We start from the raw sequence: 24,148 nt of genomic DNA on the forward strand, positions 1-24,148 counted from the left end.
TTAGCAGCTACTTCAATCCTCACTTTAGTTGTTCTGGTTGTACAATTTCATATTCACCTTCTGCATACTCTTGCTCCGCATAATGGCTCCCCCATTGACAGAGCTCCTGCAAGATAGGTTTAAGAGATTCTCCAAGTTCAGTGGATGAATATTCAACCTTCGGCGGTACTTGATTATACATCTTTCTGGTCACAAGTCCACTGGCCTCAAGCTCTCTAAGTGTTTGAATCAGCATTTTCTGCGTGATATTTGGGATAATGCGCTTTAATTCACTCGTTCTCTTTGGTCCATTCATTAAAAAGTATAATACAAGGCCTTTCCATTTTCCGCCAATCACTTCCTTTGTCACTTCAAACCCGCAGCTGAATTTTTTCATGTCTAAAGCTCTCCATTCCACATTTATTACTTTTTAGTAACTATATCACAAAAAAGTGGGTACTTCCGATAATGTGCTTGCTGGAGGATACTATATCTTGTAAGTTGCTCTTCAAGTACTTAAAGGTACTAGACATAAAATAATATGAATTCTAAAGGAGTGTTAAGTATGGGTAAATTTGAAGGTAAAATAGCGCTTGTAACGGGTGGAACAAGTGGGATTGGTCTTGCTGCTGCACAAAAATTTGTAAACGAAGGTGCATATGTGTATATCACGGGACGTAGACAAAACGAACTTGATAAAGCTGTTAACCAAATTGGCAAGAACGTAACCGGTGTTCAAGGTGATATTTCTAAGCTTGAAGACTTAGACAAACTATATGACATGATAAAGCAGGAAAAAGGTAAGTTGGACATCCTTTTTGCTAATGCAGGCATCGGCAACTTCCTGCCATTAGGTGAAATTACTGAAGAGCAGGTTGATAGAACGTTCGACATTAACGTGAAAGGAACCATTTTTACTGTTCAAAAAGCGCTATCACTATTCCCGGACAAAGTAGGTTCTATTATTGTAACGGGCTCTACTGCTGGATCAATTGGCAACCCAGCATTTAGTGTATATGGAGCATCTAAAGCAGCATTAAGAGCACTAGTTCGCAACTGGATTCTTGACCTAAAAGGTACTGAAATTCGTGTAAATGTGGTAAGTCCAGGAGTGATTCTTACACCTGCATACGATGAGCTTTTTGGTGATGCACTTGAAGGAGCGATGGAAAATGCCAGAAATACTGTTCCAGCTGGAAAAGTTGGGACACCTGAAGAAGTAGCAAACGCTGTAACTTTCCTTGCTTCAGACGAAAGCAGTTACTTGACGGGTGTTGAATTGTTCGTAGATGGCGGGCTAGCACAGGTATAATGTCACTGAGAAGAGATTACAAATCGTCCCCAAAAAAAGTTAATGGGGATTTACTTGAGTCGTATAAAAAAGTCGTTTTCCTTATGTCCTGAGTAACCACAAATGCTGCATGTAAAATGAGAAAAAAGGAAAAGACATGCCGGATGCATGTCTTTTTTTGCGAATCAACCATAAAAAAAGAGAAGAGTCATGTCACTCTTCTCATACGAATGGGAATAGAACTTGCTAGGACGGCTGAGGGCTACCAGCTCGTAAACATATTATACATGACAGAACGTACGTTTGTAAAGGGGGATCATGTTTTTTTGCTTATCTCATTTGATGTAAGATAAAATAGAGGGAATGAATGATAAACGGAGGCGTTTGAGTTGGCAAACAAAGAAGAGCGGACAGAGCAGCTGCTAATGGAGCTAAAGGAAGAGCTTCAAATGCTTGAACATCAAAACAAAGAACGGTATAAATGGAGTGCCTCCACATTGCTTGGAGTGATTGCCCTCTTGATTGATAAAGGAGTGATCACACCCGAGGAAGTCGAGATGTACAAGACGAAGGCGGAAATGCAAACTTTTCATACGCAAAAAGACTGACCCTCTTTAAGTGGTATCAGTCTTTTTCATATGTGATTGTTCAAATAGAGCAAAGTTGTCAAACGAGCCAAATTTGCTTTATATATACGTATGTACCGATTGTCTGAATTGAGGATTGCAAATTAATGTACGGAGTCTTTGATGATTTTATAGTTTTTATGATTAACGACTGTTAGTGAATCCAGTTCTAGATCTCTATAGTTGTCCATAATGGTGACATCCACAATGACAGAGTTTTCATTCACTTTTTCAACTACACCTGTTAAACCATTTCTAAATTCGATCACATTTCCAATTTTTGCAATCTTCAACCGATCCCTCTCCTTTAAAAACAGATTTCATTCCCTATTAAAAAGTATTTTGCAATATTTTCATACCAATGTAAAGGATAAAGACGTTTTTGTTTTGTTTTCGTTGTATGCTCTTCTAACGAATGGTATATTTAATAATTGATCATGGCTGAAAAGGAGCGGTTTTTTTGACTGAAGAACAAATCCTCACAATCCTCGAATCTTTACGGAAAGGGACGGAAAAACAGGTGGCCATCCAAAAAGATGACTTTTTAACGTTTCGTTCTGTTTTGGTGAATCAAGATGATTTTAAACATTTTCGCGGGATCGCCAAACATGGTGGAGATGTTATTTTTGAATATCTTACAGAAGCAAGAAGCTAAAGCTTTTTCTCATTGATGAGAGAAAGCTTTTTTATTTTCGTTCTTTTGTCACACTTCAAACGACTCTGATACATATGAAAAGAAAATGTAATAACCCATAATCAGGAGCATAAGGATGATGATAGGTGAAAAAGGGACCTTTTTAAGCGCTAACAATTCCATTTTATGTGCGCTCAACTAGGACATGCCATTTAATGACGGAATTTGGACAGGCATGTAAATCTTTGTGCGTGAAAATAGAATGAGCTCTTGTTAGAGTGGACAAGTATCTTACAGCCTACTTTGATTAAAGGAGGAAAAAGGCGAATGATTAAAATTCATACAGCTCTTTTTGTCATCCTTATGCTCGTTGCAGCAATGAAGATGGACAATATACAAGAGCAGCAAGGCACATTAAGTCACGAACTTTCACAAGCACCTGTTAAACATCAGCTTTCATATATAGATCAAGACCACGAGCAAGTCATCCCAGCATTTTCTGAAGAAAAGCGTCAGCCAAAAGTGAAATTGCTAAGTACGTCAACAGAAGAAAAGTCTTCAAAACCGAAGCAAAAGAAAAAAGTAAAATCTGAAACAACGAATAAGGCAAGCGGAAAACAGTATTCTAATGAAGAAATGGACTTGCTTTCTCGGTTGGTACACGCTGAAGCGAAAGGTGAATCTTACGAAGGGAAAAAAGCGGTGGCAAGTGTTGTCTTAAACAGGGTGGAGCATCGTTCTTTTCCTGACAGCGTGAAAGGTGTGATTTATCAGCGAAATGCCTTCCAGCCAGTATCGAATGGAAGCATTCATGATAAGGCAGATCAAGATTCCATTAAAGCGGTGAAGCAGGTAGTAAAAGAGCATGACAGAACAACAAAGGCTATCTATTTTTATAATCCAAAAACGGCAACAGATCATTGGATTCGTTCCCGCAAAATTGTAGAACGTATCGGACGTCACGTGTTTGCCGTATAGAGAAAAAGAGCGATCAATGAGATTGCTCTTTTTTTGTCTTCAATTATTAAAATATTTTTTGGACTTGTCTCATAGAATGTGAAAAGAATTTGCTTTAGACAAGGGGAGGCTACATGAATCGATTTGTAAAAGGGGTCATTCTGCTATCTGTCGCAGCTTTTATTGCGGAGTGTATAGAGTTTTTAGTCAATATGATTTTAGCGAGAGAGCTTGGAGAACATGGAATGGGCTTATATATGAGTATCCTTCCAATCATCATGCTTGTCCTTGTGATCGCCAGTTTAGAGCTGCCAGTCTCCATTTCTAAATTCATTGCAGAATCACATGAGCGTCTCCACAAAAGCATGCTCCGTCATGCCTTTAAAATGACACTTGTGGTGACAAGTACAACAACAGCTATAGCAGCTATTGTACTGCCTTTCATTCCAGTGTTTCAGTCGTATCATCCGCTTATGAAGGGCCTAGTGCTGTCACTTATCCCGATTATTGCGTTTACCTCCATTGCCCGCGGCTATTTTATGGGAAAGCAGCAAATGGGCAGAATTGCTTTAGCCAATATGCTGAAGAAAACGATCCAGCTTATCTGCTTGTTTTTGTTTTTTCATTGGTATTCGTTTGATATTGAAACAGCAGTACTCATCGCCATTGGTGTCATTGTTGCGAGTGATCTTGTTGTCTTTATTTATTTATACTCCCAATACGTCATGGCAAAAAATGCTGTGAATGTCAGGTCTGTTGAATTAAGAGGAAGTGATGTGCGAAAGCGCCTATTAGCCGTTTCCATTCCGACAACGGGCATGCGCATCTTTCATGCGATCGCCAATGCGGTTGAACCATTTTTAATCAAAGGAGCGCTCGTAGCAGCAGGCATTTCTGGAACACTTGCTGTTGATCATTACGGCATGCTGGCTGGTGTCGCAATGTCGATCGGTTTTTTCCCAGCGTTTATCGCTCATTCCATCATGATTGTGATGATTCCGAGTGTCTCTGAAGCCTATGCTTTAGGTCAGTATGATCTTGTGAAAAAACGTGTCAGACAGGCGATTCTTATAACGTTTGGATATGGGGTGCCGGCAGTGATGGTCATGTATTATTTTGCTTACCCGCTCACACAGCTCTTTTTTGATTCACCGCAAGCTGCTGTCTATTTACAGCTGCTATGGCCATACTTTTTATGCCACCTGTTTGTGATGCCGTTTCAAGCGTGTTTAATCGGAATGGGGCTCATCAAAGATGTGTTCCTACATAATATATGGGTGCATGTCGTCTCTTTTTCTATGGTGTATTTCCTCGGTTCAATTGAAAGCTTGAATATGATGGGGGTCATTTTAGGGATGAACACAGGCATGCTGCTGTTGACTGCCCTGCATTATGCGACGATTTGTAAGGAGCTCGGCGTTTCAATGTTTCTTACATTGAAAAAAGCTTGAATGTCATCGCCATCGAGAGGGCAAGCTAGAAGAAAACTGGGAAGGAAGATCATGATGAATCGTAAACATCTACCCGCCAGTCTTCTGATGATGACCCTGCTTCTATTTCTAACGAGCACAGCAGCAGAAGCAAAAGAGCCTGTGATGGCGCCAAAGATAGAGGCGCCAACATTAAATGGTGACATGCAGATGGTTCCCGAAAAAGGGAAAAAGACCATTTTGCATTTTTGGACAACATGGTGCCCGTCCTGTAAAATGGAGCTGCCCGAATTTGAACAGATTGTGAAAGAAAATCAGAGTGATGTTGACATATTGACCGTGAATTTACTAGGTGCTGAACAAAGTAAACATGCTGTTGCCCAATTTGTGAAAGACAGAAGGTTTACATTCCCGATCATACTAGATGAACACGGAGAAATGATGAAGAAATATCAAATCATCACCATTCCAACGACCTTTTTGATTAACGAAAAAGGAGAAGTGGTGAAAAATCATGTAGGTCCACTGACGAAAAAACAAATCAAAGAGTGGACAAATTCGTAGAACAAATCCTTTATGTGAAAGAACCAATTCTGTTGGTTCTTTTTTGTGTTCGTTTGCTTTTCATCTGAATACACTGTGCTCAGAAGAAGACGGAACGGTCTATATCAATAATGATAATTATTATCAAAAAGAAATTATAATAATTATTAATTGAAAATTAATCAGAACCTGTTATAATGAGTGACAGACCAATAAAAAGCTTGAAATAGCAGAAAATATAGATGAAAAAGAAACGGGCAACGATTGATAATATGAAAACGATTATCAATTAGAGAGGAGAAAACAATCATGAATGAGAATACAGCACTTTACCAAACGACAAATCAAAAGGAATCGAAATGGTCCTTACATAAATGGGCACAGCACGGAGAATTAATTGCAGCAGGTATATCGGGGATTCTTATTCTAACTGGATGGATTCTAAAGGATCAGAGTATGTGGAGCATTCCTCTTTTCATCCTAGCATTTGTTATTGGAGGTTTTGCAAAGGCGAAGGAAGGAATTGAAGAAACGATTTCGTCGAAGACCTTAAATGTGGAACTTTTAATGATTTTCGCAGCAATAGGCTCAGCTCTAATCGGCTATTGGGCAGAAGGCGCTATCTTAATTTTTATTTTCTCACTGAGTGGTGCGCTTGAAACGTATACGTCAAATAAAAGCAAGAAAGATTTAACAGCATTAATGAGCATTGCACCAGATGAAGCAACTTTAATTGAAAAAGATGGTACGACCATTCAAATCGCCGCTTCATCATTAACACCAGGTGACCGGATTATGGTCAAAGCTGGGGAACGCATTGCAGCAGATGGTGTCATTTTAAGCGGGAGAACAAGTGTGGATGAATCTGCCCTCACAGGCGAATCTATTCCACAGGAAAAAGGGCAGGGGGAAGACGTATTTGCAGGAACAGTGAATTTAAATGGTTCCTTAACAGTGGAAGTCACGAAACATAATGAAGAAACGCTATTCCATAAAATTATTAAACTTGTTGAATCCGCTCAAGAAAGTGTTTCGCCAAGCCAGGCATTTATCGAAAAATTTGAGGGCGCCTATGTAAAAGGTGTGCTGATCACGGTCGCGATTTTAATGGTTCTGCCACATTTTGTACTCGGCTGGAGCATGAGTGAAACCTTCTACCGGGCAATGGTGTTTATGGTCGTTGCTTCACCTTGTGCTCTAGTTGCATCCATCATGCCAGCAGCACTGTCACTGATCTCAAATGGCGCGAGAAATGGAATGCTTGTTAAAGGAAGTGTCTTTTTAGAAAAACTAGGCACAAGCAGCATGATTGCTTTTGATAAAACGGGGACAATTACAAGCGGGAAGCCAGCCGTAGAACAAGTCGTCATGGCTAAAGGGCAGGATGAATCTGCTTTTTATCAGGCACTCTATCAAATTGAGAGTCAATCAAACCACCCATTAGCGAAAGCAATTTCTGATATGGCAAAAGAACACCAAACAGAAAGATCAGTCCATGTCACCATTGAAGAAACCTCTGGATTTGGTGTAAAAGCACAATTAAATGGAGAAACGTGGCGGATTGGGAAGAAAGACTTTGCGGGTAAGGCGTCAATCGACCGCGAGATTGAAGAGACAGGTGATGACCTTTCAGCTCAAGGATACACAGTGGTCTACGTTCAAAAGGGTGAAGAAGTTGTTGGCTGTCTTGGCCTTAAGGATCAAATCAGACCTGAAGCCAAAAAAATGATTCAAGAACTAAATGATTTAGGCATCCAAACCGTCATGCTGACAGGAGATCAGCAAAAAACGGCTGAAGCGATTGCGCAGGAAGCCGGTATCCAAACCGTAGTGGCTGAATGTCTTCCAGATGAAAAGGTACATGAGGTCAATCAATTAAAAAAACAAGGTAATTCAATCATCATGGTAGGAGACGGAATCAATGATGCACCAGCGCTCGCCACAGCAGATGTTGGGGTTGCGATGGGCGGAGGCACAGATGTTGCCTTAGAAACAGCGGATCTCATTTTAATGAAGAACAATTTAAGTAACCTAACAAAGATGATCCGTCTTTCAAGAAAAATGAATCGAATCATTAAGCAAAACATTATTTTCTCATTAACGGTGATCTGTCTGTTAATTTGTGCGAATTTCTTACAAGTGCTTGATTTGCCTTTTGGTGTCATCGGGCATGAAGGAAGTACGATTTTGGTCATTTTAAATGGTCTGCGTCTGCTTCGTGCATCTTAAATCAATCATCAGGGCGCACTGGATTCATGCCAGTGCGCTTTTGTGCGAAATACAGCAAAAACTGATACAATAGACCAGTAGTAAAACGTGTGAGGAGGATCATGATGAACCGAATGAAGAGCTTGTCTTCTTGGCTTAAGAAAGAAGACATTCAAGGTGCATTTATACATACAAAGGAAAATGTGTTTTATCTATCTGGATACTTCACAGAGCCGCATGAAAGAGTGATGGGGCTGTTTGTGTTCCAAGAGGCAGAACCATTTTTTATTTTGCCTAAAATGGAAGTCGAGCAGGCAAAAAATGCAGGATGGTCCGGCGATATCATTGGATATGAAGATCATGAGAATCCATTTGATTTCATTCAATCAGCGATAGAAAAACGAGGTATTCAAGCGGCGCGTCTTGCGATTGAAAAAGAATCGATTCCGCTTCAAAGAGCAGAACAGCTCCAAGCTGTCACCGGGGCAGAAACGTTCGTCCGGGCTGAAGATGCGCTCGATCAGCTCAGACTGATCAAAGATGAATCTGAAATTGCTACACTGAAAAAAGCGGCTCAATTGGCAGATGAAGGTGTAAAAATTGGTGTTAACGCCTTAAAAGAAGGAATCACAGAAACAGAAGTGCTCGCTGTCATAGAATATGAACTAAAGAAAAAAGGCATTCAAGGCATGTCCTTTTCAACCATGGTTCTCTTTGGTGAAAAATCAGGCGAGCCTCATGGAAATCCGGGACAGGCAGCCTTAAAAAAAGGCGATTTTGTGTTATTTGACCTTGGCGTCATTGTCGATGGATATTGCTCAGATATCACAAGAACATTTATCTATCAGGAAGCTTCTGAAAAGCAAAAGGACATCTATCAAACCGTCTTAAATGCAGAAATGGCAGCACTTGAAATGAGTAAGCCAGGCGTGAGAATCGGCGATCTTGACTTAAAAGCCCGCGGGCTGATTTCAGAAGCGGGGTATGGTGAATATTTCCCACATCGCCTCGGACATGGGTTAGGGATTTCTGTTCATGAGTTTCCTTCTATGAGTCAGGCAAATGACGACCTTCTGCAAGAAGGTATGGTGTATACGATTGAACCAGGAATTTATGTCCCGGGAGTCGGCGGCGTAAGAATTGAAGATGATGTTCTCATTACGGCAGATGGTCCAGTCACCTTAACCAATTATCCGAAAGAGCTGACGATCATCAAGTAATAAAAAAATCACGATGAACGTCCAGGTCTTGGAAGTGTCATCGTGATTTTTTATCACTCTTCTCGATCCTTATCAACAAAAAAATCATCAATTGATTGAAACGGTTTGATTTTATGTTCTTTTCCTAAAGGATGTAATGCAAAACGAGCAGAAAACAAAACAGTCATACATAATATAATCCATATGATGAAACCCATCTTGAATTCCCCTTTCCATCCAGTGATTTGTTCAGCTCACATACATCTTAAAGTATGAAACGCTTACCATATCAAGAGAAAGTAGGAGAAAAAATGGCAAACATAAGGGAGATTGCGAAAAGAGCGGGCGTATCTGTGACAACCGTATCACGTGTGTTGAATGAGCATCCTTATGTTAAAGAAGAAAAAAGGGAACGTGTTCTACAAGCGATGAAAGAGCTCAAGTATACGAGAAACATCCAGGCGGTTCATTTAGCGAAGGGCTATTCGAATATGCTTGGCATTGTCCTTCCAAACATTGAACACTCTTATTTCAGCACACTCGTCACAGGTATTGCAGAAAAAGCACAGGCGCGCGGTATGCATTTTGCTTTATTTCAAACAGGATATGACCCATTAAAAGAAAAAGAAGCGTTAATGAGTTTAAAAGAACGCCGTGTGGACGGTTTAATATTTTGTTCAAATGCATTAAGTGAAAGGCACATTTTAAAGTGGCAGGAATCAGGACCGATTATATTTTGTCATCCTGCGCTGCACGATCAATGCTCAACCGTGTCGATTGCGCATGATCAAGCATTTAAGGAAGGCCTGTATCATTTGGCGGCATGCGGCCATCAACGAATTGCGATCGTTCTCGCCAGAACAGAAGGAGCTAATAGCGAGTCGCGCCTTCAGGCTTATCAAGACATGATGCAATCGCTCGGGCAGACCATTGATGAGGAATGGATCATCGAAGGGAAGTTATCCCTGCTTGATGGGAAGCAATTATTTGCAGAATGGCAGGAAATGAAAAATCGTCCTACAGCTTTATTCATCACAAATGACGAAGTCTCTGCAGGCTTTTTATTAGAGGCACAGCGTCATGACATAAAAGTAGGAGAATCACCAGCCATACTCAGCTTTCAAAATAACCAATTGAGTGAGGTTTTGGGGATTTCCAGCATTCATATTCCCCTCAAACAAATGGGACAGGAAGCGTTTGACTTGTTCGACCGGGCATTAAAGGGAGAGAAATCAGAAAAAAGAATGCTGCCATTTCACCTAATTGAGCGAACAACAACCGTTTTGAAAAACAATCGTTGACGCACGTTTCATCTGTTTTGTACGATAAGAGGGATTGAATAAGAAGGAGGTGGGGATGTTCATGGAATCCTTCACCGTTGATAAAGCGTTAAATAATAATGTCATCATCGCAAGACACCCTTCTTTGGGCGAAGTGGTTCTGATTGGGAAAGGGATCGGCTTCGGTAAAAAATCGGGGGATCTTCTCGATCAAGACGTGTTTGAAAAAATGTTTGTGTTAAAAAACACGAAGGAACAAACAGAATATAAACAGCTGCTTCATCATATTGATGAGAACATGATTGAGCTTGCCAATGACGTCATTTATCATATACGAGAAAAAATGGGACAGCGATTGAATGAGCATATTCATGTTGCACTGACCGACCATATTGCGTTTAGTTTTAAGCGGGTGCAGCAAGGCTATGATATCACGAACCCTTTTATGCTTGAGACGCAATCGCTTTACCCGAAAGAATACGAGGTTGCAAAGGAAGTCGTTGAACTGATTAACGAGCGGCCAGATGTCGAAACGAAGCTGCCAGAAGGAGAAATTGGCTTTATAGCGCTCCATATCCATTCAGCTTTGACGAATCGGCCTTTATCTGAGGTGAACCGTCATTCGCAGCTCATTACACAAATGGTCCAAGTCATTGAAGATTCATTTCATATGAAAGTAGACAGAGAAAGTATTCATTATTTACGCTTATTACGCCATATTACGTTTTCAATTGAGCGTATTAAACGGGGAGAATCATTAGAGGAGCCAGAAAAATTGCTTCATCTATTGAAAAATGAATATCCTTTATGCTACAATACTGCTTGGAAAATGATCAAAATTTTGCAGCATGCATTGAAAAAGCCTGTACAGGATGCTGAGGCCGTCTACCTGACACTTCATCTGTACAGATTGACAAATAAAATTTCATAGTTTCCTTGAAACGTGTAACTGATTCGATCAGGCATGAGTGACTTAAGGTAAATACAGGATAAGATCCTGTTATTTGCGCAACCTTATATCACCATGCCTTTTTTTGCGTTTGAAAGTGAAATGTAAACGGTTAATTATGAAATGTACGTCAGGGAGCATCCCAAATGTATGTTGTAAGCGAAAACAAAAGGAGGTTCAACCAGTGTTTAAATCACTTTTTGGTGTGTTGCAAAAAATTGGACGAGCACTCATGCTTCCAGTTGCGATCCTTCCTGCTGCCGGTATTTTACTAGCACTTGGGAATGCGATGCAAAATCCGCAGCTGATTGATGTAGCTCAATTTTTAAGCAACGATACAATTCAGCTTGTTGCAAGTGTCATGGAGAATGCGGGGAACATCGTCTTCTCGAATCTTCCGCTATTATTTGCTGTAGGGGTTGCCATCGGTCTTGCCAATGGAGACGGAGTGGCAGGAATTGCCGCTATCATCGGTTATCTTGTCATGAACGTAACGATGAGTGCCGTATTAATGGCCAACGGATCCATTCCATCCGATTCACTCAAACTGGCCCAGTTCTTCAAGGAAAGCCATCCAGCATATATTAATATGCTCGGTATACCGACCTTGTCTACCGGCGTTTTTGGCGGGATTATCGTCGGGGTATTAGCAGCTTATATGTATAATAAATTTTACAAAATTGAGCTCCCGCAATATCTTGGCTTCTTTGCTGGTAAGCGTTTTGTTCCAATCGTTACTTCTATTTCAGCACTTATTTTAGGGCTATTGATGCTAGTCATTTGGCCGCCAATCCAAGGTGCACTGAACTCATTTTCAACAGGACTGCTCGCAGCGAATGAGCCGCTGGCTGCCTTTGTATTCGGTGTCATTGAACGATCATTAATTCCGTTTGGTCTGCACCACATTTTCTACTCACCATTCTGGTATGAGTTCTTTAGCTACAAGAGCTTGTCAGGAGAGCTTGTCCGTGGTGACCAGCGTATTTTCATGGCGCAAATCAAAGATGGTGTTCAGCTGACAGCTGGTACATTCATGACAGGGAAATATCCGTTCATGATGTTCGGTCTTCCAGCAGCAGCACTTGCGATTTACCATGAAGCAAAACCAAAGAATAAAAAGCTAGTAGCAGGAATAATGGGATCAGCGGCCCTTACTTCTTTCCTAACAGGGATCACTGAACCGCTTGAATTCTCATTCTTGTTTGTTGCACCAGTATTATTTGCGATTCACTGTGTATTCGCTGGATTATCCTTTATGATAATGGATATTCTAAACGTGAAAATCGGGATGACCTTCTCAGGAGGGTTAATCGACTTTTTCCTATTTGGTATCCTGCCAAATAGAACCGCTTGGTGGCTCGTCATTCCAGTAGGTCTTGTCCTTGCTGTCATTTACTACTTCGGATTTAGATTCGCCATTCGCAAATTTAATCTGAAAACGCCAGGCCGCGAGGATGAAGCAGCAGACGGAGCAAGTGAGGCGAAGTCTGAAAAAGGGAATGACTTGCCTTATGAAATCCTTGAAGCAATGGGTGATCAAGAAAACATTAAGCACCTTGATGCTTGTATCACGCGTTTACGTGTTACTGTCAATGATCAGAAGAAAGTGGACAAGGACCGCTTGAAAAAGCTTGGCGCTTCAGGTGTTCTCGAAGTAGGGAACAACATCCAGGCAATCTTTGGACCGCGCTCTGATAATTTAAAAACACAAATGCAGGACATCATTGCAGGCCGCACGCCTCGTCCAGCGAAAGACCCTTCTGCAAAAGAAGAAGTCAGCCAGCAGGTCGAAGAAGTCATTGCAAAGCCGCTTCAAAATGAGCAAGGGGAAGAAATTTTTGCTTCACCAATTACAGGGGAGCTTCATCCAATTACAGATGTACCAGATCAAGTATTCTCAGGGAAAATGATGGGTGACGGTTTCGCCATCTTGCCAACAGATGGAACGGTTGTTTCACCGGTAAGAGGGAAGATCTTAAATGTGTTCCCGACGAAACACGCCATTGGCCTGCAATCTGATGGTGGACTTGAAATTTTGATCCACTTCGGAATTGATACGGTCGGCCTCAAAGGAGAAGGGTTTGAAGCATTTGTACAAGAGGGAGATCAAGTAGAAATCGGTCAAAAACTTTTAGAGGTTGATATTGATAAAATTAAGTCTGAAGTACCATCTTTGATGACTCCAATTGTATTTACCAACTTAAGTGAAGGACAATTTATTGACCTTCAAGCATCCGGTGAAATCAAAGCTGGACAAGAAAACATCATGAAAATTTCAAAATAATTTTCATAACTGCCGTTCTTGTTAGATGACAAGCTCGGCAGTATGATATAATATTGTGGATGTATTAATTGTATAAAAAGGAGATTGATAAAAATGGCTCAACAAACATTCAAAGTAACTGCAGATTCTGGAATTCACGCACGTCCTGCAACAGTTCTTGTACAAACTGCTAGTAAATATGATGCTGATATCAACTTAGAATATAATGGTAAAACAGTGAACCTGAAATCTATTATGGGTGTAATGTCTCTAGGAATTGCGAAAGGTGCTACAATCACAATCTCTGCTTCTGGTTCTGATGAAAATGATGCACTTGCTGCGCTTAAAGACACAATGAAAAGTGAAGGCCTAGGCGAGTAATGCAACAACTGAAAGGAATCGGTGCTTCAGCAGGCGTTGCGATTGCAAAAGCGTATCGTCTGGAAGAACCAGATTTAACAGTTCACCAAAAAGACATCAATGATCCAGAGACAGAAGTGAAGCGTTTTGAAGAAGCAATTCATGTTTCTAAACAAGAACTTGAAGCAATTAAAGAGCATGCGCTAAAAGAGCTTGGCCAAGACAAAGCAGATATCTTTTCTGCCCACCTTCTTGTGTTAAGTGATCCTGAACTGCTAAGCCCAGTAAAGGATAAAATCAAATCTGATAAAGTAAATGCTGAATTTGCTTTAAAAGAAACAGCGACGATGTTTGTCACAATGTTCGAAGCAATGGACAATGAATACATGAAGGAACGTGCGGCGGATATTCGCGACGTAACGAAACGTGTGACTGGACATTTGCTTGGCGTTGACATTCCAAACCCAAGCATGATTTCTGAAGAAGTCATCATCATTGCTGAAGATTTAACACCTTCTGATACTGCTCAGCTGAACAGACAATTTGTCAAAGGCTTTGCAACAGATATCGGCGGTCGTACTTCTCACTCAGCGATCATGGCAAGATCTATGGAGATTCCAGCAGTTGTTGGGACAAAAGAAGCAACAAAAACGGTGAAAAACGATGATCTGATCATTGTGGATGGTATTACTGGAGACGTCATCATTCAGCCTTCTGAAGATGAAGTGAAAGCGTATCAAAAAAAGCATGAAGACTACTTAGCTCAAAAAGCGGAATGGGCGAAACTTGTTGACCAGCCAACGGTTACAAAAGACGGCGTTCACGTAGAGCTAGCTGCAAATATCGGAACACCTGAAGATGTAAAAGGTGTACTTGAAAATGGCGGCGAAGCAGTCGGATTGTACCGTACTGAATTTTTATACATGGGCAGAGACCAGCTTCCTACAGAAGAAGAGCAGTTCGATGCGTATAAAACAGTTTTAGAGAAGATGGAAGGGAAAGCAGTGGTTGTCCGCACACTAGATATTGGTGGCGATAAAGAACTTCCTTACTTGCAGCTTCCAAAAGAAATGAACCCGTTCCTTGGCTATAGAGCCATTCGCCTTTGCCTGGAAGAGCAGGAGATTTTCAGAACACAACTACGCGCCTTACTTCGTGCAAGTACATATGGAAACTTGAAAATCATGTTCCCTATGATCGCGACGTTATCAGAATTTAGAGAAGCAAAAGCCATTTTACTTGAAGAAAAAGAAGCATTGGTTGCCGCTGGTACAGACGTTTCTGATTCGATTGAAATCGGAATGATGGTAGAAATTCCATCAACAGCTGTCATCGCAGACCAATTTGCAAAAGAAGTAGATTTCTTCAGTATTGGAACGAATGATTTGATTCAATACACAATGGCTGCTGATCGAATGAACGAACGAGTGTCTTACCTTTACCAGCCTTACAACCCAGCGATTTTACGTCTTATTACGCTTGTGATCGAAGCAGCGCATAAAGAGGGTAAATGGGTCGGCATGTGCGGTGAGATGGCAGGAGATGAAATCGCAATACCGCTACTACTTGGATTAGGATTAGATGAATTCTCAATGAGTGCAACATCCATTCTTCCAGCTAGAACGCAGCTAAGCAAGCTTTCTAAAGAAGAAGCTGCATCATTTAAAGAGCATATTTTATCACTTAGCACAACAGAAGAAGTGGTTGATTTCGTCAAGAAGACGTTTCAACAGAACTAAGTGAATGAAAACCAGACAGATGAAACTGTCTGGTTTTTTTGTCGAATTTTATCATATTGAGTCATATTGGGCAGTGAGAAGGGCACCCTATAATTAAAAAATGGAGGTGACCAGATTGCCTTTCTCAGACTACAAACCGGGTGATCAAGTATATGTGATTTATCGAAATCCACATGCTGCAAACGTAGCACAAATTAAAGAAGCAGAAATTGTTTCACATCCATACAACGAAGAAGAGCTTGCCCTCTTTTTACTTGAAACGTATCATCCACTAGCACCTGATGATGCTGTGTTTCCAACATATGAAGAAGCAGAAGCTCTTTATCAAGACTTGTTTGAATAAGGGAGATTTTAGAAAGGATAAAAGCCATCCTGTGCGGTTAAAGTAACGGTATGAAAACCTTAAAGGTAAGGATGTGCTTAATATGATCAAACCTTTCGTTCCCCAGCTTGTTTACATTGAACCCCGGGCGTTAGAGTACCCGTTAGGACGAGAGCTGAAGGAAAAGTTTGAGGGTATGGGAATCGAAATAAGAGAAACGACTTCACATAACCAGGTCAGAAATATTCCGGGAAAAAATGACTTGCAAAAGTATCGTAATGCGAAGTCAACGCTTGTCATTGGTGTGAGGAAGACATTGAAGTTTGACTCGTCTAAACCATCTGCAGAGTATGCGATCCCATTTGCAACAGGGTGTATGGGACATTGTCATTATTGCTATTTGCAAACAACAATGGGAAGTAAGCCGTACATTCGAACGTACGTCAATGTAGAAGAAATATTAGATCAGGCAGAGCAGTACATGAACGAGCGGGCGCCGGATATCACGAGATTTGAAGCATCATGTACTTCAGATATCGTAGGAATTGACCATTTGACACATACACTCAAACGAGCGATTGAATACTTTGGGCAGACCGACTTAGGAAAGCTTCGCTTCGTCACGAAGTTCCATCATGTCGATCATCTGTTAGATGCAAAGCATAATGGCCGGACAAGATTCCGTTTTAGTATCAATGCCGATTATGTCATTAAATATTTTGAGCCCGGAACATCACCGCTAGATCAGCGGATTGAAGCGGCTGTTAAGGTCGCAAAGGCAGGCTATCCTCTAGGCTTTATTGTTGCTCCAATCTATATCCATGAAGGCTGGCAGGAAGGATATAAAGTTCTTTTTGAAAAGCTTGATGCAGCTCTTCCTGAAGATGTGAGAGACGATATCACCTTTGAGATGATTCAGCATCGCTTTACAAAACCAGCAAAGCGTGTGATTCAAAAAAACTACCCAAAATCAAAATTAGAGTTGGACGAAGAAAAAAGAAGATACAAGTGGGGAAGATACGGAATAGGAAAATATATCTATCAAAAAGATGAGGAACAAGAACTAAGAAAGACTTTAGAATCATATATAGATCAGTACTTTCCTTCTGCAAAAATTGAATATTTTACTTGAAACAAGCCTATACGGCTTGTTTTTTCTATTTAAATTTTCTTACAACTATTGAATGCGGTATCATTTTGCCGATATATAAATTAAGGTGTGAAAGTAGATGTAGGGGTGATGAGATGTTTAAGAAACTTCAAGTGAGAATAGCTGTTTTCATCTCAGTTATTTTAATTTTAACCGTCGTGGCCGTTCAAGTGGGTTCTAACATAGTATTAACACCACTTATTGAACGAGATGCAAAAACCACCACAGCAGCAACGGCAGAGAGCATGAGAGACATCATTGCACAAAAGCTTGATAATTACAGTGATACAATTAATAAACTGGCAACTAGTACACTTACTGAAGATTTTGCGCAAAAACAAACAAAACAAACATTAGTCTTCGAAAACGATGAACTAAAAGGCTTGCAGGAGCAGGATGAACTTATTTCACTTGCCTATATTGGAACAAGTGACGGCAAAATGTTCGCCTTCCCAGAGTCCGATTTTGGTGAAGGGTATGACCCATCTAAACGAGATTGGTTTATCCAATCAGCTGAAAAGCCTGACGAAGTCATTTGGACTGATCCATATATCGATAAAGCAACAAATGAAATGGTCGTCTCAGCCACAAAGGCGATTGTCAGAAACGGAAAGGTCGTTGGGGTCGCTGGACTTGATTTGAAATTATCCTCCATTCAATCTTATATAAAGGAACAAAAGATTCCTTATATGGGTACCGCTTTCTTAGTTGACGGCAAAGGAACCATTTTAGCACATCCAACAGAGCAAGGAAAAAACATATCAAAAGTAGCTTCTGTGAAAAAAGCGATCGACAATTCAGGTATTGATGACAGAAAAGAACTGACGGTCATATCTAAAATCAAAGAAGCTGATTGGACGATTGGTGTCAGCTTTGAGAAAAAGAAACTGCTTTGGATCACAGAACAAATGAATCAGACAAGCATCATTATTTCCGTCATTGCCATTATTCTTGCGATGATCCTCAGCTTCTTATTGGCAAGAAGCATTACAACGCCAATCAAGCGTCTAATAGAGCATGTGCGTAAGGTGTCAGAAGGCGATTTAACAAGTACGCTTGCAGTGAAATCCCAAGATGAAATTGGTTCCCTCACGAAAAGCATTAATCAAATGACCGAGGATATCAGGGAGTTAATTGAAAAAGTGAAAGGGGCTTCAGATCAAGTTGTGAAATCAGCGGATGAAGTGACCCACATTTCAAATGAGACTTTGCTGTCTAGCGAACAGATTGCAACGGCCATTCAAGAGGTGGCAACAGGAGCGACTAAGCAGGCATCAGATGCAGAAACGATTAATGAAAAATCAGAGTATTTGTATGAGAAAGTGCGCCATATGGGTGAGCTTGCCACGCAAATGCAAACCAACTCAAAATCATCTGAAGATGCAAGCTATAAAGGGCTTGACGCACTTGGTTTGCTCGTCCAAAAATCAACACAAGCGAGTGAAGAATCGAAAAAGGTTGAGCAAATGCTGCTAGACCTTGAGCATAAAACGAAAAATATTGAAAATGTCGTGACCGCCATCTCTGAAATCTCGGATCAAACGAATTTACTTGCACTGAATGCAAGCATTGAAGCAGCGAGAGCAGGAGAAAGCGGACGAGGATTTGCTGTAGTAGCAGAAGAAGTGAGAAAGCTTGCTGAACAATCTGCGCAGTCAACAAAACACATTAGTGAAACCGTCAAACTCATTCAAGATGAATCGAAGAAGGCGGCTGAAGCGATGACAACAGCAAGTAAAATGAATGAGGAACAAGGTGCCGCCATCAATGCAACAGGTGAGGCACTCAGCAGCATCACAATGGAAATGCAGGCACTTGTCGGTTCAATCGACAGCATTCATACACAGATTAATGAAATGACAGAAGAACAGCAGAAGATGAGTGACTCCATTCAAAGTATTGCTGCCATTTCAGAAGAATCTGCTGCCTCAGCTGAGGAAGTGCATGCGTCTACAGATGAACAAGTTCAAGTGTTAGAAAGAACGAAAACCTCAACTGAAATGCTGAACGAATCAAGCCAGGCACTGCGTCAGGCGGTTGACCGATTTAAGGTGTAATGAGCGGAAAGGAACCTTGTGATGTGAGCAAGGTTCTTTTTGTATGATAAAATAAACTAGAGGGGGTGTTGACATGGATGTCAATCTAACTGGAAAAAAAGCATTGGTAGCTGCAAGCAGTCAAGGTATCGGAAAAGCGATTGCCTTTGCTCTAGCAAAAGAGGGAGCAGATGTGATGCTCTCGGGAAGACATGAACAGAAGCTGAAAGAAACAGTCAACGAGCTGTCTCCGCTTGTCAAAGGACAGCTGACTTATCAAGTATGTGATGTATCTGACGCCGGGCAAATCAAGGCGCTTGTTCAAGCGGCGGCTGGTGATGAGAAGTGTCTAGACATTCTTGTGAACAATACAGGCGGGCCTAAAACAGGAACGCTCGACACCTTAACAGATGAAGATTGGATCGAATCATTTCAACTTCATTTACTCAGCTATATTCGATTATTAAAAGAGGCATTGCCTTATTTGAAAAAACGCGGCGCACGTGTGTTAAATATTGCGTCAATGTCAGTGAAAGAACCGATACCGGGCTTGATGCTGTCGAATACATTTAGACCAGCCATTGCCGGCTGGACAAAAACAGCCGCTCAGGAGCTTGCGAAGGATGGCATTTTGATCAATACGTTAGCACCGGGAAAAATTGAAACAGACCGTGTGAAACAGCTGGAAAAGCACCGAGCACAAAGAGAGAATCAAACGGTTGAAGAAATCAAAGCACAGGCTGAACGAGCGATCCCGCTTGGCCGTTACGGACAGCCAGAGGAATTTGCAGCATATGCAGTGTTTCTTTTATCTGAAGCCAATACATATATGACAGGTCAAACACTGATCATTGATGGTGGATTGACAAAGTCTCTTTAAGGAGGAACAAGTGATGGCACAAATCAAAACAGTTGGTTTTATAGGAATCGGTGTAATGGGACGCAGTATGGCAGGGCATTTAATGGATGCAGGCTATGAAGTTATCGTTTATACAAGAACGAAAGCAAAAGCAGACGCATTGATTCAAAAAGGGGCATCATGGAAGCCGGCAGTAAAAGAGATTGCAGAAAGTGCAGATGCCGTCATCACAATGGTGGGATATCCATCGGATGTAGAAGAGATCTATTTAGGTGAAGATGGGCTTGTGGCACATGCCGCTCCAGGTACATATCTCATTGATATGACGACATCGAAGCCTCAGCTTGCAAAAGAAATTGAGCTGAAAGCGAAGGAAAGAGGTGTATATGCATTAGATGCACCTGTATCAGGCGGAGACATAGGAGCCCAAAATGGCACGCTGGCCATTATGATCGGCGGAGAAAGGTCAGCCTATGAAGCCTGTCTGCCGCTATTTAAGCAAATGGGTGAAAACATTCAATATCAAGGACCGGCAGGAAGCGGTCAGCATACAAAAATGTGTAACCAAATTGCCATTGCAGCGGGGATGGTCGGTGTCGCAGAGGCAATGGCCTATGCCGAAAAATCAGGGCTTGATCCAGAGCAGGTGCTCAAAAGCATCACAACAGGTGCAGCCGGCAGCTGGTCCTTGTCAAATCTTGCACCAAGAATGCTGAAAGGCGATTTCGAGCCAGGGTTTTATGTGAAGCATTTTATCAAGGATATGGGCATTGCACTTGAAGAAGCAGAGCTGATGGGGGAAGAAATGCCAGGGCTCTCACTTGCGAAGTCACTTTATGAAAAGCTGAGCGAACAGGGTGAAGAAAACAGCGGGACCCAGAGCATCTATAAATTATGGGTCAAATAAATAAACTGCCCCGCCTAGGTGGAATAGTTTGCAGCTTTAAACAAACTCTCAAAACAAACTAAAAACCTGTCCCACATAGGGACAGGTTTTTTTGATATTATTTTCCGATGAATTGCTGCGTCCAGTAGTTGCCAGATTTCACATAACCAACACCGATATGTGTATAGCTTTTGTTTAAAATGTTCGCTCTGTGGCCTTCACTGTTCATCCATGCTGTCACAACTTCTTGAGGGGATCTTTGACCTTGGGCAATGTTTTCACCTGCTGATTTGTAAGTGATACCGAATTGCTTCATTTGATCAAATGGAGATCCATAAGTTGGGCTTGTATGAGAGAAATAGTTTTTATCTTTCATATCTTGAGATTTTGCACGAGCAGATTTGCTTAATTTAGAATCAACAGAAAGTGCCTTTAAGCCTTGCTTTGCACGCTCTTTATTTGTCAGCTCAACCACTTCTTTTTCAAATGCATTTAAGCTGCTTTCTGCTTTTGATGCCGCTGTGTCTTTTTGGTCAGCTTTAGTGTTGCTGCTTGTGTTTTCTTTTGCTGGAGTGCTTGGCTTAGAAGCAGTTGGTTTTTTCACTGATTCTTGTTTTTGTTCTTGTTTTGCTTTGTTTACTTCTTTCACTACTTTTGTTCCAGTAACAGGTTGACCGCTTTTGATCAGTTTGTTTAATAGAGCTTCGATCTCTTTTTGATTCGACTTGCTTAGCTTGTTTACATCTGAAGAGATATGTAATTTTGCTGCTAGTGTATGAAGATCAATGGCTTGATGCTGTACATTTATTACTTGTTTCAGGTTAAGCTCCTTCGCATCAGCTGAATGTCCTCCAGTGAATGTGATGAGTGCAGCAGCTGTCAGCGCTGAAAAAAAGAATGATTTCTTCTTCATATTGTAACTCCTCCTAAAATCTTTGTTTTGTTTTCTCACAAAAAATCATAACATGGACTTTTTGTTATAAACGTACCAGCATCCTCCATTGACAATGCCAGTTTGTCATTTTTGTTAAAGTCATCGTAAGAGCCGCTTCATATCAAAGGATAGGGAATTCTTCCATTTAAAGAAAACGACATAAACATACCAATATTTTAAAGTGTTAGTATATTTTTTTGCAGATTAGGGATTGACAGCTTTTTTTCACTCGTTTCGCTGTAACAACTATTACAAAAGTGTTACAATAATGAGTGGTAATTGTAAAAGATTGAAAAGGATGAGAGGAGCTACATAAGTGGGAGAGAAACAGCATCAAGGTGCTGCCGAGCAAAAAAGAATGAAGCGCCGGAACGCCTGGAGAATTAATCTCTTTTTCTTCGCTGTATTTAGTTTATTTGCTGGACTTGTGATCAAGCTTGGTGTGCTGCAAATCGTCAATGGTGAAGATTATAAAAAGCAAGCCAACCGAACAGAGGTCAAAACAGCATCATACCCGTCTCCAAGAGGAAAAATGTATGACGCGAGAGGAAGAGTCGTCGTTGATAACGAAAGTGTGCCTGCCATCGTTTATACATCAGAAAGCGGTGTGAAAGCGGAGGATAAGATTAAGGTAGCAAGAAAACTTGCGACTTATATAAAAATGGATACTGATTTTTTGAGAGAGCGTGACATTCGGGATTTTTGGCTGGCGAGTCATCCGAAAGAAGCGGATAAACTCATTTCAAAAGCGGAGAAAAAAGATATCGATGCAAAGGATGTCTATCCGCTTCAAGTAGAGCGTGTCCCAATGAAAGAAGTCAAGGCCATCGAAAAGGATGCAGAGGAAAAAGCTGTTGCAGCGATCTACCGTAGATTTACAGGCGGATATGCCTTTGAGCCCCAAATCGTGAAGGCAATGGACCCAAACGAAGAGAAAAAAGGGGACGAAAAAGTTGCTTTACTCGATGAAACGAAAGAATCAAAACAGACTTCATCCGTGAGTTTGACATATGAAGAGATTTCACTTGTCTCAGAGCATCTTGATGAACTGCCTGGTGTGAACGTCATCAACGACTGGACAAGAAAATATCCGTATGAAAAGACCCTTTATAATGTACTTGGCGGTGTGACGACACCAGAGCAAGGAATTATTAAAGAACGTGAAGATTACTATATGGCAAGAGGCTACTCGCGAAATGACCGGGTAGGGAAGAGCTATTTAGAATATCAGTACGAGGATTTTCTAAATCCAGAGAAAGCGACCGTTCAATATACACAGGTTGGCGGGAAGCTGCTCGATGAAATCAAGCGGACAGAAGGACGAAGAGGACTTGATCTTGCGCTGACATTTGATATGGAGCTGCAAAAGGAAGTCGACAAAATTGTTGAATCAGAGCTTAGATCTGCCAGCGCAAGAAACTATATGATGGATCGTGCCTTTGTCGTCATGATGGACCCTCACACAGGGGATGTTCTCGCCATGTCGGGCAAGAAAATGGACGGCAGAGACATTACAGATTATGCGATCGGAACATTTACGACCCAGTACGAAATGGGCTCTGTTGTCAAAGGAGCCACAGTACTTGGCGGTTATCAGGACGGAATGTCACACAACCAAGCCTATATGGATACACCGCTCTATTTTGCAGGAAGTAATGGAAAGGCGAAACAGTCTTACAAAGTTCTTGGATGGGTTAACGACATTCAGGCACTCCAAAAAAGTTCCAACGTCTACATGTTCCAAGTAGCGATGAGAATGGCGGGCATCACCTATCAAAAGGATGGTCCGTTACCTGCAAGGCCTGAGCACTTACAAAAAATGAGAAACTACTATGCGCAATTCGGTCTTGGCGTGAAAACGGGGATCGATCTGCCGCAGGAATCAAGCGGGATGCAGACGCATCCTAAGACGGTCGGCGGACTCTTGCTTGATGAAGCAATTGGTCAGTATGACACGTATACACCGCTTCAAGTGGCGCAATACATGTCGACGATCGCCAATGGAGGCAGCCGTATTCAGCCAAGAGTAGTGAAAAGTGTTCATCTTCCAACGAAGAATGATGAAGTAGGCCCAGTCGTAAAAAAATATGAGCCGAAGGTGCTGAATACGATTAACAACTCGAAAGCAGATATTGACCGCGTAAAAACGGGACTGAAAATGGTCACATCAACAGGCGGAACTGCCGCTGGCCGGTTTGGTCAGCATGATGTCGCAGGAAAAACGGGTACAGCACAAACCTTCTACTATGGCGCCAACCGCAGCTGGTGGGGAAATTCAACATACAACTTAACCTTTGGAGGATATTATCCTTCTTCTAATCCAGAGGTAGCCTTTAGTGTCGTGACACCTTATGTTTCAGATAAAGATCCTGTCATCAAAAACATCCCAAGTAAAATTGTGGATAAGTACGTTGAATTGCAAAAGAAATATGAAAAACAATAAACCGCAGGGAGCACAGCAGCAGAAAGTGCTCCCTTTTTGCTGAATTTATGGACGTTTCCC

General features: G+C 41.4%; 23 protein-coding genes. 19 read left to right on the forward strand and 4 right to left on the reverse strand.

Annotation, left to right across the window (positions count from 1 at the left end):
* Positions 1 to 19: 19 nt before the first annotated feature.
* On the reverse strand, positions 20 to 376 hold the full coding sequence (locus NSQ34_RS06475; RefSeq protein WP_061109758.1) for a winged helix-turn-helix transcriptional regulator: 357 nt from the start codon (positions 374 to 376) through the stop codon (positions 20 to 22).
* 168 nt (positions 377 to 544) lie between these two features.
* On the opposite strand from NSQ34_RS06475, the gene NSQ34_RS06480 reads away from it, so the two are divergent.
* Both NSQ34_RS06480 and NSQ34_RS06485 read left to right on the forward strand, forming a co-directional pair.
* Positions 545 to 1,291 (forward strand): glucose 1-dehydrogenase, encoded by a 747-nt coding sequence (locus NSQ34_RS06480; protein WP_034281548.1) that lies wholly within the window; start codon positions 545 to 547, stop codon positions 1,289 to 1,291.
* Positions 1,292 to 1,659: 368 nt separating this feature from the next.
* Positions 1,660 to 1,878 carry a hypothetical protein gene (locus NSQ34_RS06485; protein WP_176967481.1) on the forward strand — a complete coding sequence of 73 codons (219 nt, stop codon included), beginning with the start codon at positions 1,660 to 1,662 and terminating at the stop codon, positions 1,876 to 1,878.
* A 122-nt stretch (positions 1,879 to 2,000) separates the two neighbouring features.
* Here the strand turns inward: NSQ34_RS06485 and NSQ34_RS06490 are convergent, their stop codons facing one another.
* On the reverse strand, positions 2,001 to 2,189 hold the full coding sequence (locus NSQ34_RS06490) for a DUF2187 family protein (RefSeq protein ID WP_003211747.1): 189 nt from the start codon (positions 2,187 to 2,189) through the stop codon (positions 2,001 to 2,003).
* 167 nt (positions 2,190 to 2,356) lie between these two features.
* Here NSQ34_RS06490 and NSQ34_RS06495 point away from each other — a divergent pair, with 167 nt between their 5' ends.
* The 6 genes from NSQ34_RS06495 (at position 2,357) to NSQ34_RS06520 (ending at position 8,888) form a co-directional block, all read left to right on the forward strand.
* Positions 2,357 to 2,551 (forward strand): hypothetical protein, encoded by a 195-nt coding sequence (locus NSQ34_RS06495; protein ID WP_176967480.1) that lies wholly within the window; start codon positions 2,357 to 2,359, stop codon positions 2,549 to 2,551.
* Positions 2,552 to 2,857: 306 nt separating this feature from the next.
* Entirely contained in the window at positions 2,858 to 3,508 is a 651-nt protein-coding gene (locus NSQ34_RS06500; protein ID WP_070325763.1) for a cell wall hydrolase, read from the forward strand.
* A gap of 113 nt (positions 3,509 to 3,621) precedes the next feature.
* A complete protein-coding gene (locus tag NSQ34_RS06505) occupies positions 3,622 to 4,938 on the forward strand; it encodes a polysaccharide biosynthesis protein (protein WP_024424690.1) in 1,317 nt (438 codons plus the stop codon).
* A 54-nt stretch (positions 4,939 to 4,992) separates the two neighbouring features.
* Positions 4,993 to 5,481, forward strand: a complete 489-nt coding sequence (stoA, locus tag NSQ34_RS06510) for an endospore biogenesis thiol-disulfide oxidoreductase StoA (protein WP_065214300.1) — start codon at positions 4,993 to 4,995, stop codon at positions 5,479 to 5,481.
* A gap of 288 nt (positions 5,482 to 5,769) precedes the next feature.
* Entirely contained in the window at positions 5,770 to 7,689 is a 1,920-nt protein-coding gene (locus tag NSQ34_RS06515; RefSeq protein WP_176967479.1) for a heavy metal translocating P-type ATPase, read from the forward strand.
* Positions 7,690 to 7,793: 104 nt separating this feature from the next.
* On the forward strand, positions 7,794 to 8,888 hold the full coding sequence (locus tag NSQ34_RS06520; RefSeq protein WP_034281559.1) for a Xaa-Pro peptidase family protein: 1,095 nt from the start codon (positions 7,794 to 7,796) through the stop codon (positions 8,886 to 8,888).
* Positions 8,889 to 8,941: 53 nt separating this feature from the next.
* On the opposite strand, the gene NSQ34_RS06525 is transcribed toward NSQ34_RS06520, so the two are convergent.
* Entirely contained in the window at positions 8,942 to 9,085 is a 144-nt protein-coding gene (locus NSQ34_RS06525) for a hypothetical protein (protein WP_162842493.1), read from the reverse strand.
* A gap of 93 nt (positions 9,086 to 9,178) precedes the next feature.
* On the opposite strand from NSQ34_RS06525, the gene NSQ34_RS06530 reads away from it, so the two are divergent.
* From NSQ34_RS06530 to NSQ34_RS06575, 10 genes are all read left to right on the forward strand, one after another.
* The gene (locus NSQ34_RS06530; RefSeq protein ID WP_046310778.1) at positions 9,179 to 10,168 is read left to right on the forward strand and encodes a LacI family DNA-binding transcriptional regulator; all 990 of its coding nucleotides are present in this window, start codon (positions 9,179 to 9,181) and stop codon (positions 10,166 to 10,168) included.
* Between the two features lie 55 nt (positions 10,169 to 10,223).
* Entirely contained in the window at positions 10,224 to 11,078 is an 855-nt protein-coding gene (locus NSQ34_RS06535) for a transcription antiterminator (RefSeq protein WP_024424695.1), read from the forward strand.
* 202 nt (positions 11,079 to 11,280) lie between these two features.
* Positions 11,281 to 13,380: a glucose-specific PTS transporter subunit IIBC gene (gene ptsG, locus NSQ34_RS06540; RefSeq protein WP_024424696.1), complete on the forward strand. Its 2,100-nt coding sequence runs from the start codon at positions 11,281 to 11,283 to the stop codon at positions 13,378 to 13,380.
* Positions 13,381 to 13,473: 93 nt separating this feature from the next.
* Positions 13,474 to 13,740, forward strand: a complete 267-nt coding sequence (locus NSQ34_RS06545; protein WP_003211078.1) for a phosphocarrier protein HPr — start codon at positions 13,474 to 13,476, stop codon at positions 13,738 to 13,740.
* Positions 13,740 to 15,458 carry a phosphoenolpyruvate--protein phosphotransferase gene (gene ptsP / locus NSQ34_RS06550; protein ID WP_041106058.1) on the forward strand — a complete coding sequence of 573 codons (1,719 nt, stop codon included), beginning with the start codon at positions 13,740 to 13,742 and terminating at the stop codon, positions 15,456 to 15,458. The genes NSQ34_RS06545 and ptsP overlap by 1 nt, the downstream gene beginning before the upstream one ends.
* Positions 15,459 to 15,558: 100 nt before the next feature.
* Positions 15,559 to 15,801 (forward strand): transcriptional regulator SplA domain-containing protein, encoded by a 243-nt coding sequence (locus NSQ34_RS06555; RefSeq protein ID WP_044331928.1) that lies wholly within the window; start codon positions 15,559 to 15,561, stop codon positions 15,799 to 15,801.
* Between the two features lie 82 nt (positions 15,802 to 15,883).
* Positions 15,884 to 16,912: a spore photoproduct lyase gene (splB, locus tag NSQ34_RS06560; RefSeq protein WP_024424698.1), complete on the forward strand. Its 1,029-nt coding sequence runs from the start codon at positions 15,884 to 15,886 to the stop codon at positions 16,910 to 16,912.
* 113 nt (positions 16,913 to 17,025) lie between these two features.
* A complete protein-coding gene (locus tag NSQ34_RS06565) occupies positions 17,026 to 18,987 on the forward strand; it encodes a methyl-accepting chemotaxis protein (RefSeq protein ID WP_125586297.1) in 1,962 nt (653 codons plus the stop codon).
* Between the two features lie 73 nt (positions 18,988 to 19,060).
* Positions 19,061 to 19,846, forward strand: coding sequence for an SDR family oxidoreductase (locus NSQ34_RS06570; protein WP_144496611.1), 786 nt, complete (start codon positions 19,061 to 19,063; stop codon positions 19,844 to 19,846).
* Positions 19,847 to 19,859: 13 nt separating this feature from the next.
* Positions 19,860 to 20,732 carry an NAD(P)-dependent oxidoreductase gene (locus NSQ34_RS06575; RefSeq protein WP_081124320.1) on the forward strand — a complete coding sequence of 291 codons (873 nt, stop codon included), beginning with the start codon at positions 19,860 to 19,862 and terminating at the stop codon, positions 20,730 to 20,732.
* Positions 20,733 to 20,829: 97 nt separating this feature from the next.
* Here the strand turns inward: NSQ34_RS06575 and NSQ34_RS06580 are convergent, their stop codons facing one another.
* Positions 20,830 to 21,624: a CAP domain-containing protein gene (locus NSQ34_RS06580; protein WP_176967478.1), complete on the reverse strand. Its 795-nt coding sequence runs from the start codon at positions 21,622 to 21,624 to the stop codon at positions 20,830 to 20,832.
* 337 nt (positions 21,625 to 21,961) lie between these two features.
* Here NSQ34_RS06580 and NSQ34_RS06585 point away from each other — a divergent pair, with 337 nt between their 5' ends.
* Entirely contained in the window at positions 21,962 to 24,088 is a 2,127-nt protein-coding gene (locus NSQ34_RS06585) for a penicillin-binding protein 2 (protein WP_176967477.1), read from the forward strand.
* Positions 24,089 to 24,148 lie beyond the last annotated feature (60 nt).

The organism is Bacillus sp. FSL P2-0069 (genome assembly GCF_038593315.1).
GTDB lineage: Bacteria > Bacillota > Bacilli > Bacillales > Bacillaceae > Bacillus > Bacillus safensis.

Excerpts from the sequence above, each read along its gene's own strand:
- NSQ34_RS06475 (WP_061109758.1), bottom strand. The coding sequence starts at position 376 with ATGAAAAAATTCAGCTGCGGGTTTGAAGTGACAAAGGAAGTGATTGGC.
- NSQ34_RS06480 (WP_034281548.1), top strand. The coding sequence starts at position 545 with ATGGGTAAATTTGAAGGTAAAATAGCGCTTGTAACGGGTGGAACAAGT.
- NSQ34_RS06500 (WP_070325763.1), top strand. The coding sequence starts at position 2,858 with ATGATTAAAATTCATACAGCTCTTTTTGTCATCCTTATGCTCGTTGCA.
- NSQ34_RS06505 (WP_024424690.1), top strand. The coding sequence starts at position 3,622 with ATGAATCGATTTGTAAAAGGGGTCATTCTGCTATCTGTCGCAGCTTTT.
- stoA (WP_065214300.1), top strand. The coding sequence starts at position 4,993 with ATGAATCGTAAACATCTACCCGCCAGTCTTCTGATGATGACCCTGCTT.
- NSQ34_RS06515 (WP_176967479.1), top strand. The coding sequence starts at position 5,770 with ATGAATGAGAATACAGCACTTTACCAAACGACAAATCAAAAGGAATCG.
- NSQ34_RS06520 (WP_034281559.1), top strand. The coding sequence starts at position 7,794 with ATGAACCGAATGAAGAGCTTGTCTTCTTGGCTTAAGAAAGAAGACATT.
- NSQ34_RS06525 (WP_162842493.1), bottom strand. The coding sequence starts at position 9,085 with ATGGGTTTCATCATATGGATTATATTATGTATGACTGTTTTGTTTTCT.
- NSQ34_RS06530 (WP_046310778.1), top strand. The coding sequence starts at position 9,179 with ATGGCAAACATAAGGGAGATTGCGAAAAGAGCGGGCGTATCTGTGACA.
- NSQ34_RS06535 (WP_024424695.1), top strand. The coding sequence starts at position 10,224 with ATGTTCATGGAATCCTTCACCGTTGATAAAGCGTTAAATAATAATGTC.
- NSQ34_RS06545 (WP_003211078.1), top strand. The coding sequence starts at position 13,474 with ATGGCTCAACAAACATTCAAAGTAACTGCAGATTCTGGAATTCACGCA.
- ptsP (WP_041106058.1), top strand. The coding sequence starts at position 13,740 with ATGCAACAACTGAAAGGAATCGGTGCTTCAGCAGGCGTTGCGATTGCA.
- NSQ34_RS06555 (WP_044331928.1), top strand. The coding sequence starts at position 15,559 with ATGGAGGTGACCAGATTGCCTTTCTCAGACTACAAACCGGGTGATCAA.
- splB (WP_024424698.1), top strand. The coding sequence starts at position 15,884 with ATGATCAAACCTTTCGTTCCCCAGCTTGTTTACATTGAACCCCGGGCG.
- NSQ34_RS06565 (WP_125586297.1), top strand. The coding sequence starts at position 17,026 with ATGTTTAAGAAACTTCAAGTGAGAATAGCTGTTTTCATCTCAGTTATT.
- NSQ34_RS06570 (WP_144496611.1), top strand. The coding sequence starts at position 19,061 with ATGGATGTCAATCTAACTGGAAAAAAAGCATTGGTAGCTGCAAGCAGT.
- NSQ34_RS06575 (WP_081124320.1), top strand. The coding sequence starts at position 19,860 with ATGGCACAAATCAAAACAGTTGGTTTTATAGGAATCGGTGTAATGGGA.
- NSQ34_RS06580 (WP_176967478.1), bottom strand. The coding sequence starts at position 21,624 with ATGAAGAAGAAATCATTCTTTTTTTCAGCGCTGACAGCTGCTGCACTC.